Source organism: Enterococcus sp. AMC1252 (assembly GCF_058216515.1).
The window spans coordinates 170,024-184,139 of record NZ_CM177097.1 but is presented as its reverse complement, the minus strand read 5'-3'; the positions used below and the strand labels follow the sequence as shown (position 1 = coordinate 184,139).

Genomic DNA, 14,116 nt, shown 5'->3' with positions numbered 1-14,116 from the left:
TGTCTATACTATGGATAATTTAAAAAAATTCATGTTTCAACTTTGCCAGATGAGCGTTTAAATTTAGGAGGATCAATATGAAAACGAGTCAAGGTGATGTGTTTAGAAGACGAGAGCATTTGATTGAGCAATTAAGGGAAAAAGAAAGTCTAACAGTTAGCGAATTAGCTGAATTTTTTCATGTTTCAGCTGTTACGATCAGACGAGATCTACTATTTTTAGAAAAGAAAAAGATGATCGCGCGCTTTTACGGTGGTGTAAAATTAATCAAAAAACAGACCTTGCCACAACAAACGGTTATAAAGAAACAGCCCTTTCCCGTTTCAGCATTCGTTAAAGAAATCGCTATTTTGCTACCACATAAAGCACAAATTTTTGTGGGTGCTGGAATTTTCTCTACTGCGATTATTCAGGCATTATCTTTTCTTGAACTCAACATTTTAACAAATGACGTTTCGGCCCTTTTCATTGATCATCCTGGAAAAAGAGCTTTAATCACGCTTAGCGGTGGTGAGCTAGAAAAAAATACAACTGCACTTGTTGGTGATTTTGCCACTTATACTTTTAACAAAATCGAGGCTGACCTTTGTATTATTGAGGCTGCTGGTTTCAATACGCATGAGGTAACAACCAAAACGTTGAGCGAGTCTTTTGTTTACCGCACGATGATCCAACACACCAAAGGATCAAAAATCGTATACACCCCTTCCAGTAATTTAGAAACTATCAGCTCATTTATGATCGATCGTACTTTTTTATTTGATGTGTTATATACAGATACTGCTATTCCGCCTGCACTTTTGACAAACTATCAAACACAAGGAATCTCCGTTAAAGTGTTAATTGACTAAAAAAGGTATAATAGAAAAGTTAGCTTTTCCTTGAGTAAACACTTTTCTTCTCAAACTGTTCATAAAAATCCTTTCATGAACAGTTCTTTGAATTGTATTGAACTTACTTAAACAATCACTTATTCTAAAGCCAAAGAAAACGCTTTACAAAAAAAGATAGAATGGAGAAACCAATGACACATAATCTATTCCCAGAAAATTTTCTATGGGGCGCATCTATTTCCGCCCATCAAACAGAGGGCGCTTATCAAAGCGACGGTAAAGGATTGAGTGTCCAAGACACTCGCCAAAGAGATAATCATGAAATCGCGGATTTTAAAGTGGCCGTCGATCACTATCATCATTACAAAGAAGATATTCGCTTACTAGCTGAGATGGGCATCAAAATCTTTCGTTTTTCGATTGCTTGGACACGAATTTTCCCAGCTGGACAAGGAGAAATCAATCAGAACGGGTTGCAACATTACAGCGATGTCATTGATGAATTACTAAAATATGGCATTCAGCCTTACATTACCTTAAATCACTTTGACTTGCCCCAAGCATTAGAAGATAAAGGAGGCTGGGGTGCTCGTAGTACAGTAGATGCGTTCAATGCTTATGCAGAAACTTTATTTGAAGCTTATGGAGACCGCGTAAAACATTGGCTAACGATCAATGAGCCAAATATCATGCTTCTAGTAGATAAAAAAATTCTAGGCAAAGAAATCCCCCTACAAGAAAAATATCAACAATTTCATCATCTAATGATTGCTGAAAAATATGCATTCAAACGGTGCCATGAATTGATTGAAGGTGGACAAATCGGTCCTGTACCGAATATTTCTCTTGTGTATCCAGCAACGAGCAAACCAATGGACAACCAAGCCGCTCTTTATTTTAATAGCGTTCGTAATTGGGCTTATCTAGATTTTTCTTGTTTTGGCCGATACAATGCTGTATTTAAAGACTATTTAAACCGCAATGACATCACGATTGAATTTGCCGCTGAAGATCAGGATTTGATGGAAAACAACTTCCCAGATTTCGTTGCCATGAATTTTTACACCACTGTCACTGTCGAAAAACCAACTGAAAAAGACGGTATGGCAAACGGAATCAGCGATCAGCAAAGTGAAGATATTATGGAATGGGGCTTTTATAAAGGCTTCACTAATCCTTATTTGAAGAAAAATGAATTCAATTGGACGATCGATCCAGATGGTTTGAAAACGACGCTGCAAACACTTTATGATCGTTATCCCTTGCCGATCATCATTACCGAAAATGGTTTAGGGGCAAAAGATGAGTTAACAGAGGATGGCAAAATTCACGACTCTTACCGTATCAACTATTTAGAACAACATATCGACCAATGCTTACAGGCCATTGAAGCAGGCGTTGACTTGATTGGATACAGCCCGTGGTCGGCAATTGATCTAATCAGCGTTCATGAAGGCATCAGCAAACGTTACGGTTTTATTTATGTTGATCGAACGGAACAGGATGAAAAAGAACTCACTCGCTACAAAAAAGACAGTTTTTACTGGTATCAAACATTGATCGAAACGAATCAACTGCCCTCTTAAAGAAAGGAGAAAAAAATGAATAAAGTATTTACCTTTTTAGAAACAAAATTGATGCCGCCTTTGAATAAAGTTGCGAACTTGCGCTTTATTCGAGCGATTATGCAAGCGGGGATCATTACGGTCCCTTTTACAATTGTTGGTTCGATCTTTCTGATCATCAATAATTTACCGCAAATCATCCCACCACTAGCACCATTTTTCGAGAATACGATTTTAAAATTTGCTTCGATTTATAGTGTGGCTACCACCATGTCGATCGGTTCGATCGCCATTTTTTACTGTTTGGCGACTGCTTATTATTTAACGGATATTTATCGGAAAGAAGAAAGTGAGGGGCTGAGTAGTTTTGTTGGGGCTATTTTAGGATTGTTTGCCTTTTTGATGACGATTGTCCAAACCGATATCGTTGATGGCGGTGCCCAGCTGATTCAATCAGAAAGTGAAACATCGATTGTGTATAACGGTATTGCACTTGGTGGTTGGATTACTCGTTTTAGTGGTGTTGGGATTTTTATTGGGATCATCACAGCTGTGATCGCCACTCAGATTTACCGTTGGTGTGTGAAAAAGAATATTACCATTCGGATGCCAGAAGGCGTTCCTGATGGGGTTAGTAAAGCTTTTGCTTCATTGATTCCTGCTATTTTTATTGCGTTTGTGATGTTATTTATCAATACGATTTTAGCCGTATTCCATACTGATTTACATGGATTATTGTCAAAACCGTTTGAGTTCGTTAAAGATTTGACGGGTTCTTGGTTAGGGATTATCGTGATCATGCTATTGATCCATCTACTTTGGGCTGTTGGGGTTCATGGGACTGCTGTAATCAAGAATAGTTTTATCAATCCAATTTTATTGGTAGCATTGACCGAGAATATTGATGGCAGATCGAATATTTTCGCTGGGGATTTTGTCAATATGTATATCTTTATCGGCGGTGCGGGTAGTACACTTGGATTGGTTTTGTTGATGATTTTTGTGGCAAAATCAGACCAACTTAAGGTACTTGGTAAAGCGGCGGTGCTGCCTGGTTTGTTTAATATTAATGAACCTGTGATTTTCGGGGCGCCGATCGTTTACAATCCTTATTTGATCATCCCCTTTATTGTGACACCATTGATCAATGTGACGATTGCTTATTTCGCTACTTCCCTTGGATTAGTGAATAAGGTGATTACTGGGATTCCTTGGATTTCGCCGGTGGGAATCGGGGCGTTTCTTGGAACTGGTGGCGATTTTAGAGCTGTGTTGATCGCGTTGCTTAATTTAGCTGTTTCAATCGTTTGTTATTATCCATTTTTCAAGATGTATGATGGAAAATTGTATGGGGAACAGATGGCAGCTTTGGCGAAAGATTGACTGGAATAGTATAAAAAGAAAAAGATGGCGAGTGGGACATAACTCTTCGAGTCATATCCCACTCACATGGAAACCGAATAAACGGTGGGAGCAGAAGCAATCCCTTCGGAAATAAGCTGAAATTCACAAAAATTTAAAGAGCAATTTTCGTGAATTCCTTCTTATTTCTCAGGATTAAACACTCCTGTCCCATCCTCTATCTTTTTTCAGAAAATATCATTCCCCATAAATCCTCGATACTGTGTACTTATTAATCAAAGGTGTTAACAAGTTCATTATTAATATGGCTACACCAATCCCACCAGGCAAGTCCAAAACAATTCTAAGTACTGCAGCCAACACACCGCAACCGACTGCGAAGAGATACTTCCCTTTCTCTGTCAACGGCGAAGTCGTATAATCCGTCACCATAAAGACTGCGGCAAAAATCAATGCCCCACTCAGCAAATGAGCATTAGCAAATGAAAAATTAAACCCACTATATAACAACATTGCACCATAAAATGAGCCTAGTGTAAAAACAGGAACCAACGGATTGATGATTTTACGTATAATCAAATAAATCACTGATAAAAGCAAAGCAAATTTACACGTTTCTCCAATCGGCCCACCTAAACCAACACCCATAAACAACTCAACTAAATCTGGTGTTGTCGGAGAAATCTCTCTCGCAAAATCCCCTAAGTCAGCCAATGGCGTCGCAGTTGCTACAACATCCGGTTGTGGCGTAACCCAATTTGTGATCCACGGGGAGAAAAATAATTTCAATAACACACGAGCTGCCACTGCTGGATTGAGCCAATTTCTACCAATTCCACCAGTCAATTGTTTCACTACAATAATTGCAATAAAATCCCCGATAAGAAGCGTCCACAAAGGAGCTGTAACTGGTAAGCTCAAAGCTAACAACCACCCTGTGATCACTGCGCTGTAGTCCGTTATCGTCACTTTTTTCCAAACGATTTTTTGAAAAGAAAACTCAAATCCGACACAGGCAGCAATACTTACCACCACCATCACTAAAGACCATAATCCAAAAAAGTAAGTAGCCGCAATCGTTGGAAATACTAAAGCAACCAACACTTGTTGCATGATCCACTGTGAAGTCCATTTTTCTCTAATATGAGGACCCATAAACGGTCCTGTACTTGTATATTCTTTATTTATCATCATCGACTCTCCAATACTTTTTGCTTCGCCGCTCGGATATCACCTAAAATATCGATTTTTGATGGACAAATATACGAACAGGCACCACAATCGATACAATTCAGCACACCTAAGCGTTTTGTTTCTTCGATATCACCCGCTCGATACGCATTGCTGATAGAAATCGGTTGTAAATTGACTGGACAAGCATTGACACATTCTGAACAGCGAATACAATTTTGTTCTTCTGGAATTTTTGCTTCCTCTCTAGTCAACGCAAGAATCAATGAAGTTGTTTTCGTTACTGGTTCATCTAAATTTTGGATTACTTTTCCCATCATCGGCCCGCCATTAATTAATTTCATCGGGCTTTTGATAAAACCACCACACGTTTCAATGACATGTTCGATTGGTGTACCAATTCTTACGCGTAAGTTTTGAGGATGCTTAATCGGTGTGCCCGATACAGTCACAACACGATCGATCAATGGTCGATTTTCCTTCAACGCATGAAATGTAGCTAAGACTGTTGAAACATTCATAATCCCGACATTTAAATCAATCGGTAATTTTCCAGCTGGTAGTTCTTTTCCAAGAACAGCTTTAATCACGATTTTTTCAGCGCCTTGAGGATAATGGTTCGGTAAAATTTGTAGTCTGATCCGCTCGTTATCGATTTTATCTTCTAAACTTCGGATTGCTTCTTCCGACGAGCTTTCTATCGCAATCACACATTGCTTGATCGACATCATTTCTTGAAGCTGACTGATTCCTGCAATAAAATCATTCATCTGCTCAATAATAATTCTTCTGTCGGCCGTGACAAATGGTTCACACTCGACTGCATTAACGATCAACGTTTCCATATGCTGATGTTCTTTCAATAGAAATTTTACATCCGTTGGAAAGCCCGCGCCGCCCATTCCAACAATTCCGTTATTTTTGATCATTTCCACTAGGTCTTCACTACTTGTTTGCGGTAGTTCATATGTATCTTTAAAATCATTTTTAATGACCACAACGGAGACTTCGTTTAGGCCAATGATTCTCTGCTCGATTTTCTCAACGGTTCCTGAAACTGAGCTATGTATGTTGGCTGAAATCAAGCCATCTTTTGCGCCGATCAACGTTCCTATTTTCACTGTTTGTCCTATAGAAACAACGATCTTTGCTGGTTTACCGATATGCATATTCATAGGTAAAATGATCTGCTTGGGAGCACTTAGTTCTGTGATTGTTTCTAGCTTGGTCAACCACTTATTTTTTTGAACCATAACACCACCAAGTTTTCTTTTTATTCTAAAAAACATTGATTTTCTTTCCTCCTAATTAAAAATTTTCCACTTATCTATAAATAAAAAAATAGTAAACTAATGCAATCGCCACAATAACTAATTGTAGCGTCAAACCCCATACTTCGTATCGTTCTCTTTTCATTTTTACTCCTTTTAACGTTCTATTTTTATAATAAATTCCCTATTAAATTCAGCATATCATCAAATTTTACAGCTCAGAATTATTTTTTTCCGCTAATTGCCGAAAGATGAACTTGCGATTCATTCTACATGCCTAATAGCCCTCTGCTTTCTTATAATTAAAATAGATAAACCGTTTTCCAATTGTCAGGGTGAAGACTTGTAATAGATTTACTTATAAAAAAAAGACTTAAAATCAATATTTTCCTGCTATAAAACTAATTTTGATATTTTTTCAAAAAAAAAGACAAGCCTCATTTCTCTGTAGGTAAATATACAGAAAAATGAGGCTTGTCAACTTATATCAATAAGTTTTTAACGGCGTTTCGTTTCAAACAGTGGACTAACTGGTTTGTTTTCATGGATACGCTTGATTGCATCCCCAATTAATTCCCCAACACTTACTTCATCGATTTTATCGATTTTTCTATCGTCAGAAAGGTAGATAGAATCAGTTACAACTAAACGTTTGATTGCAGAATCTTCAATACGTTGTAAAGCAGGTCCTGATAAAACAGGGTGCGTACATGATGCATAAACTTCTTTTGCCCCAGCTTCTTGTAATGCATTTGCAGCAAGTGAAATCGTTCCAGCTGTATCGATCATATCATCGATCAATACGCATGTTTTTCCTTCTACGTGTCCAATAATGTTCATCACTTCTGCAACATTTGCTTTGGGACGACGTTTGTCGATAATAGCAATTGGTGCTTTCAGATATTCGGCTAATTTACGGGCACGAGTCACACCACCATGGTCAGGAGAAACAACAACCACATCATCTCCTTGAATGCCATGTTCCATAAAGTAATCTGCGATTAATGGTGCTCCCATCAAATGATCCACTGGAATATCAAAAAATCCTTGAATTTGCACTGCATGTAAATCCAATGTCAACATTCTAGTTGCTCCTGCTTTTTCAAGCATATTTGCAACAAGTTTCGCTGTGATCGGCTCACGGGCACGCGCTTTACGATCTTGACGCGCATAGCCATAATAAGGCATTACAACATTGATTGTTTTAGCACTGGCACGTTTTAAAGCATCGATCATGATCAATAATTCCATCAAGTTATCATTGACAGGACTACTTGTTGATTGAATGACATAAACGTGAGAACCACGAATACTTTCTTCGATGTTTACTTGAATTTCACCATCGCTAAATTGATTTACAGAAGATTTTCCTAATTCTACACCGACTGCTGCTGCAATTTTTTCCGCTAACGGACGATTCGAGTTAAGAGAAAAGATTTTCAATCTTGGATCAAAATAATGTTTTGACATGGGGACCTCCACTTTCTTTTACTGAACAATAGTTTCCTTATAAATAGTAGTCACTTTTTCGAAATAAATCAAGTGATTTTGAAGCATTCCTCTAAATTAATACGATTTTCTAATAAAAATCAGCATGTCTTCATGTGAAAAAAAAGAAAGCAGTCAAAATATGTATATTTTGTCATGTTCTTTTGAAAAATCAATACAATTTCTAATGACAAAACACAATATATATATTACTATTTAAATGGATGCAAAAAAATGAAAGCGCATTATTTTTTGTATTTAATTATGAACATTGCGCTGTGTATTATCTAGTTTCGCAGAAACTGTTGAACATTGTCACTATCTAGCTTCGCGGGCTAGTCTCTCGGAAAAAAGATAAATTATGAATGAGGCAAAAAGCACCTCAGGCATAATTTCCTATTTTTCAGTCGAGACTGAACGAGCCCGCTACGCTTTAAATTTAAGGAGGAATTTTGTGAAAAAGTCTGTTTTGAAAAAAGTTCAACTTGGTTTACAGGTATTAATGGTTTCCACTTTACTCGCAGGTACAAGTGCAACTACAGCATTAGCTATTGAAGCTACATCAAGTAATGAGATCCCGCCAACAACAATAGCTACTCCAGAACGTTCTACTGAATCAAACACAATCCAAGAAGAACAAGAAACGGTTCAGCAAACAAGCTTAAACGCCCAAAGTAACACACAAAAATTGACCATTTTAGGCACCTCTGATGTCCATGGCCAGCTATGGGACTGGTCTTATGAAGATGATAAACAAACACCAGTAGGACTTTCTCAAGTAAGTTCTGTTGTGCAAAACATCCGATCAGAAAATCCTAAAGGCACGATTCTAATTGATAACGGAGATATGAATCAAGGAACCATTTTAACAGATGATCTTTACAATAAAACACCGTTGATTGATCGACCAAATCCTATGATCAAAGCAATGAACTATATGAAATATGATGCAATGGTTTTAGGAAACCATGAATTTAACTTTGGCTTAGATCTAATCAAAAAGCTCAAAAGTGAAGCAGCATTTCCAATCTTGTCAGCCAACACCTATGTTAAAGACTCAAAAAGTCGTTTTGTTGGCGGAACAACGAAAAAAGACATTGATTTAGACGGCGATGGCACAATAGACTTAACTGTTGGCATCATCGGTCTCACAACTCCCCAAATTCCATTATGGGATGGCGCAAAAGTAGACAGCTTATATTTCAATCCATTGAAAGAAGAAGCAGAAAAAGCTGTTGCAGAATTAAAAAACGAAACTGATATTATTGTCGCATCGATTCACGCTGGACGTAAAAATTCTGATTCCTCTGCAAGTGCGGATCAAGTCATCAATAATGTAGCCGGTATCGACGCCTATATTTTAGGACACGATCACCGCTCTTTCGCTGAGAAAATCCAAGGCCCACATGGACTTGTTCCTGTGGCTGGACCTAAAGACACCGGAACAGAGATGGTCAAAATCGACCTTGATATCGAAAAAAATGATGGAAAATGGCAAGTTAAAAACAGTGATACTGCTATCGTAAGTACTAAAACAGTTCCAGCCGATGAAGCATTAAAAGCAGAAACAAAAGAATACCATGACAAGACAAGAGAATTCATCTCAGAAAAAATTGGAACAGCTACTGGCGACTTTTTACCAGCTGAAGAAGTGAAAGGAATTCCAGAAGCTCAACTACGTCCAACTGCGATGATCTCTTTGATCAATAATGTGCAACGAAAAGCAACCGGCGCGCAACTTGCTGCCTCTGCGCTCTTTAAAGCAGACAGTAAATTACACGCAGGAGATATTTCTTATTCTACTATTTTTGATATTTATAAATACCCTAATACACTGGTCAGTGTTAATATGACTGGAGAAAATCTACTGAAATATATGGAAAATCAGGCAGATTACTACAATACACCGGGGCCTGACGACTTAACGATCAGCTTTAACGAAAAAATTCGTGTGTATAACTATGATATTTTTTCAGGCATTTCTTATAAGATCGATATTTCCAAACCACATGGTCAACGCATCATCAACCCAACGATCGACGGAAAACCAGTTGATCTTAAGGCAAGCTACTCGATTGCTATGAATAATTACCGCTACGAAGGTCTACTAACACAAGGTCTAGTTAAAGGAGAACCAATCAAGTCTACTGATCCTGAAACTTTACGTGGATTGATTGCCGATTATATTCGTGAAAAACAAACCCTTGATCCAGCCGAAGAAGTCGAGAATAACTGGGAAGTGATTGGTTATCATTTCAATAACAACTGGCGTGATTTAGCGGTCAAATTAGTCAATGATGGTACATTGCAGACTCAACCTGCAGCAGACGGTCGTACCCCAAACGTTAAACCGATCACGAAACAAGATGTGCGCAATGCCGGTTACGCGCCAAACTCAGAAACATTTACGATCATGCATACCAACGATGTTCATGGACGATTAGAAGGCAACGGAAAAGATGTTTTAGGTTCGGCACGTTTGAAAACGTATAAAAACGTAATCAATCCAGACCTCTTGATTGATGCAGGAGATTCATTTCAAGGCTTGCCGATTTCTAATTTCTCAAAAGGCAAAGACATGGTCAAAGTGATGAATGAAGTGGGCTACGATGCCATGGCTGTCGGAAATCATGAATTTGATTTTGGCTTGGACACAGCACTAGAATATAAAGACGAATTAAACTTCCCAATCTTATCAAATAATACTTTTAAAGATGGAAAATTGGTCTTTGAACCCTCTACAATCGTTGAAAAAGGTAGCAATAAATATGCAATTATCGGTGTAACAACACCTGAAACAGCGACAAAAACCCATCCAAATAATGTAAAAGATGTAACGTTTGCTGATCCAATCATTGAAACAAAAAAAACCATCCAAAAAATCAAAGACTCTGGGGAAACAATCACTGCATATGTTGTTACTGGACACCTAGGTATCGATGAAACAACTCCACATGAATGGCGTGGCGATACTTTGGCAGAAACACTAAGCAAAGAATTTCCTGATTTGAATATTACTGTTTTAGATGGCCATTCTCATACAGCTGTTAATGGCGGAAAACAGTTTGGAAATGTTATGTACACCCAAACTGGGAATTACTTGAATAATGTCGGTTTAGTAAATGTGGATTTGACAGACCTTAGCAAAAAAACGGCTTCATTAACACCTGCAGAAACATTAGCAGATTTAGAAGAAGATCCTGCCGTTAAAGCCTTAGTTGACCAGGCTAGAGCGAATTTTGAAGCACGGGGTTCTGAAGTTGTCATTGAAAATAATCCTTACCAATTTAATGGTGAGCGTGACAATGTACGGACTAGAGAAACAAATTTAGGAAATCTGATTGGCGATGCCATATTAGCTTACGGGCAGCACGGCTTTAAAAATCAAGCTGATTTTGCAGTAACAAATGGTGGCGGTATTCGAGCAAATATCGAACCTGGAAAAGTGACATTAGGAGATATTGTAGCTGTAATGCCTTTCGGTAACAGCATCTCCCAAATCAAAGTGAACGGTGCCCAGATCAAAGAAATGTTTGAGCTTTCGCTTCGTTCAATGGTTCAAAAAGATGAAAGCGGCAACATCATTTTAGATGACTACAATCAACCTAAGCTTGGCGCAAACGGTGGATTTTTGCATGTTTCAAGCACGATTCGTGTCCACTATGACTCAACCAAAAAAGGTTCTCTACTACCAGCAGATGAAGGAAATGGGACGGATAAAACCATCGTTGGTGAACGAATTCTGCAAATAGAAGTACAAGACCGCACAACTGGAAAATTTGCACCCATCGATGAAAAAGCAACTTATCATATGGCAACAAATGATTTCTTAGCTGCAGGTGGTGACGGCTATGATATGTTAGGCGGTGAACGTGAAGAAGGACCTTCTTTAGATACAGTTTTGATTGAACATTTGAAACAAGCAACAACTCTTCGTTTATACGATACAGCAACAAATATCGATCTAGCACAATACAAAGAAGCCTTCCCAGGCGAACGAATCATTTCCATCTCAGAAGCTGAATTTAATAAGAAAAACAAACCCGAACCTGTACCAAATCCAGATCCAAAAGATCCTACGAAAACAAAACCAGACGAGATCAAAACAACTAAACCTGGCGGAAAAACAGCAGATTATCCGAAAATGGGTGAAACAATTGTTGCTTACGGCAGTTTAGGATTACTTATTATTGGATTTTCTGGTTATGGTTTTTATGAATATAATCGTAAACGAGAAATAGGATAACTAAAAAGATGGTCACCAACTATGGGTGACCATCTTTTCTATTTCGTGAAGTCAATGTCAAACTTTTAATTATTTTACTATGTAACAGCTTCACACATACCACTTGCTTCAATGACACTATTTCTCATCACTGATACCTCATGAGAAAACGCATTGCCAGCTTGTCCTTTTACCATATCTGGAGCATTTTGAACAAATGTTTCCACACTACGTCCTAGATCAAATTGCTCTGTCTTTATTTTATTTTGCATTTGAGCAGCTTCTTCCTTCAATGGGGTAAATACACTGACGCACTTCGCTTGTAATGCTATTTTTTGCAGTCTTTTTTTCTCTAACTTTTGGTATTGTTCTAGTTGGACTTTATATAACGTAACTGTAGCTGAATTTGGTTCCTTTAAGCTTGATTCAAACGTAATTTTTTGCTGTAAACTTGAAATAACGTCACTATATGACGCTACACCAATACTCAAATCTATACCTGATCCATTCATTTTTTCTCCCCTTCATTAAAACGATGTTGCTATTTGTTCATCTGCAGCTTCTGCTTTAACAGCTGCCATCCGTAAACTATGGGCAAATTCGCCTAGATGATCTCCAATTGTCACCATCTTACTCTTTAACTCTTTGACAACTTCTGGATCATGAGCATAGTATTGATCCCCCTTAGAGTATGGTGCGACCGATTTCAAAATATCTTGAATTTCATGATCTTCTAATTCAGAATAAGCTCCGCCACTGGCTTCACTACGGATATGTTTTTGTAAAGCCATCACTTCTTCGCCTTCATCCCATTCATATTGTTCAATTGTTTTTTTAATCCCTAATGCAGTGCTTTTCATGTCATCATATTGTGCAGCAGTCGCCCGAAGTAATGCTGGAGCAAATAGACGCATAATACTTCCATCACCATTAAACATATCCATGAAAGTATCGGTAGGATGTCCACCTAACGTTAATAAACTCATGATAAACGTTTCTAACTCTTTATTACTTTTAGTGAGGACCCGCTTTCCAACTAAAGGCATACCAAATTGATCAAAATTTCCCACACTATCATTCATATGCGTGTAATTTGTAATCTTGTCGGTGGCATGTCCAGCATCAACCCATTTTTTTGCTTTTTCACTCAATAACCGATAAATATTTGGGGCTGAAAAGACTGTAGCATACTCTCCGAACTCAGCAGCAACATAAGAAGCTAAACCAGCACCTAGACTATGTCCTGTGTAATCAAATGTTGCATTTTTGAAGCGCGGATCATTTTTTACTTGTTCAGCAAAAGCTAATGCTGTATCGAATTGACTATTGACTTCAACTGGAACACGTATGGTTGTCCCAGGAACATGTACATTTTGGTATTTATCTTTTTGACCCATGGTAACTTGTTGGACATCAGCACTTAGGTCACCATCCATATCAGCAAGATTGGTTCCTTTATACGAAATCGTGATATTAGCGAGGTCTGGTTTTCCATTAACAATAGGAGCTACTGCAATTCCTTCTGCCCCATTTTTATCTGGGTTATTTAAAACCTCCACTACTTCATACATAATACCGTCGAAACCTTCAATTTGTTTTCCAATTTGTAACCCTTGATACGCTCCAGTAGTTATATCAAAAAAATCTTTATCTGTCTTACGCATTGTTGTTCTCCTTATGGTATACTTATATTCAATTATGACATAAAAAGGACACAAAAACTATGAAAACTAGATATAAATTTTTAATTGGGATAGGAATAATAATACTAGGGGTGGCAGGTTTGAATTACTACAGTTATAACGATTATATAAATAAACAGAAAGAGCGAATCGAACTATTTTTTAAATACAATTATAATAATATCGATTCACTTACTTTTACAGAAACAAAAAAGACTCCTATAGGCTCACTCGATTTCCATGGTTATTTTAACTCTGACAAATCAAATAGCTTTATAGGAAGTGTAATGCCTTATCAAAAAGAATTTGAACGGAACAATGTCATGAATGGTGAATTTTCGAGAAAAAATGATAAATTTAAGGATAGAAAAACCTATACTGTTTCTGAAATCGAAAAAATTCAACGTAAGGAACGCCGAGAAAATAAAGAAGTAAACTCAAGTTCTTGGTTCTCTGATTCAGCAGGTTTATCAAAGTATAGTGAATGAATTTTAACAAG

General features: G+C 37.7%; 10 protein-coding genes. 5 read left to right on the top strand and 5 right to left on the bottom strand.

Going from position 1 to position 14,116, the window contains the following annotated elements:
• Positions 1-77 precede the first annotated feature (77 nt).
• From AC4BB5_RS00830 to celB, 3 genes are all read left to right on the top strand, one after another.
• Positions 78-851: a DeoR/GlpR family DNA-binding transcription regulator gene (locus AC4BB5_RS00830; protein WP_490457569.1), complete on the top strand. Its 774-nt coding sequence runs from the start codon at positions 78-80 to the stop codon at positions 849-851.
• Between the two features lie 173 nt (positions 852-1,024).
• Entirely contained in the window at positions 1,025-2,419 is a 1,395-nt protein-coding gene (locus tag AC4BB5_RS00825) for a glycoside hydrolase family 1 protein (RefSeq protein WP_490457568.1), read from the top strand.
• Between the two features lie 15 nt (positions 2,420-2,434).
• Positions 2,435-3,781: a PTS cellobiose transporter subunit IIC gene (celB, locus tag AC4BB5_RS00820; RefSeq protein WP_490457567.1), complete on the top strand. Its 1,347-nt coding sequence runs from the start codon at positions 2,435-2,437 to the stop codon at positions 3,779-3,781.
• A gap of 216 nt (positions 3,782-3,997) precedes the next feature.
• On the opposite strand, the gene AC4BB5_RS00815 is transcribed toward celB, so the two are convergent.
• The 3 genes from AC4BB5_RS00815 to AC4BB5_RS00805 all read right to left on the bottom strand — a co-directional run bounded on the left by AC4BB5_RS00815 (position 3,998) and on the right by AC4BB5_RS00805 (position 7,692).
• Positions 3,998-4,951 (bottom strand): RnfABCDGE type electron transport complex subunit D, encoded by a 954-nt coding sequence (locus AC4BB5_RS00815; RefSeq protein ID WP_490457566.1) that lies wholly within the window; start codon positions 4,949-4,951, stop codon positions 3,998-4,000.
• Positions 4,951-6,240 (bottom strand): electron transport complex subunit RsxC, encoded by a 1,290-nt coding sequence (gene rsxC / locus AC4BB5_RS00810; protein WP_490457565.1) that lies wholly within the window; start codon positions 6,238-6,240, stop codon positions 4,951-4,953. Before rsxC ends, AC4BB5_RS00815 begins: the two co-directional genes overlap by 1 nt.
• 480 nt (positions 6,241-6,720) lie before the next feature.
• Entirely contained in the window at positions 6,721-7,692 is a 972-nt protein-coding gene (locus AC4BB5_RS00805; protein ID WP_086314993.1) for a ribose-phosphate diphosphokinase, read from the bottom strand.
• Between the two features lie 472 nt (positions 7,693-8,164).
• Between AC4BB5_RS00805 and AC4BB5_RS00800 the strand changes: the two genes are divergently transcribed.
• On the top strand, positions 8,165-11,956 hold the full coding sequence (locus tag AC4BB5_RS00800) for a 5'-nucleotidase C-terminal domain-containing protein (protein ID WP_490457564.1): 3,792 nt from the start codon (positions 8,165-8,167) through the stop codon (positions 11,954-11,956).
• Positions 11,957-12,033: 77 nt separating this feature from the next.
• On the opposite strand, the gene AC4BB5_RS00795 is transcribed toward AC4BB5_RS00800, so the two are convergent.
• Positions 12,034-12,447, bottom strand: coding sequence for a hypothetical protein (locus tag AC4BB5_RS00795; protein WP_490457563.1), 414 nt, complete (start codon positions 12,445-12,447; stop codon positions 12,034-12,036).
• Positions 12,448-12,462: 15 nt separating this feature from the next.
• Positions 12,463-13,599: a Tle-like phospholipase domain-containing protein gene (locus AC4BB5_RS00790; RefSeq protein WP_490457562.1), complete on the bottom strand. Its 1,137-nt coding sequence runs from the start codon at positions 13,597-13,599 to the stop codon at positions 12,463-12,465.
• 59 nt (positions 13,600-13,658) lie between these two features.
• Between AC4BB5_RS00790 and AC4BB5_RS00785 the strand changes: the two genes are divergently transcribed.
• Positions 13,659-14,105: a DUF1433 domain-containing protein gene (locus AC4BB5_RS00785; protein WP_490457561.1), complete on the top strand. Its 447-nt coding sequence runs from the start codon at positions 13,659-13,661 to the stop codon at positions 14,103-14,105.
• The last annotated feature ends 11 nt before the right edge of the window (positions 14,106-14,116 follow it).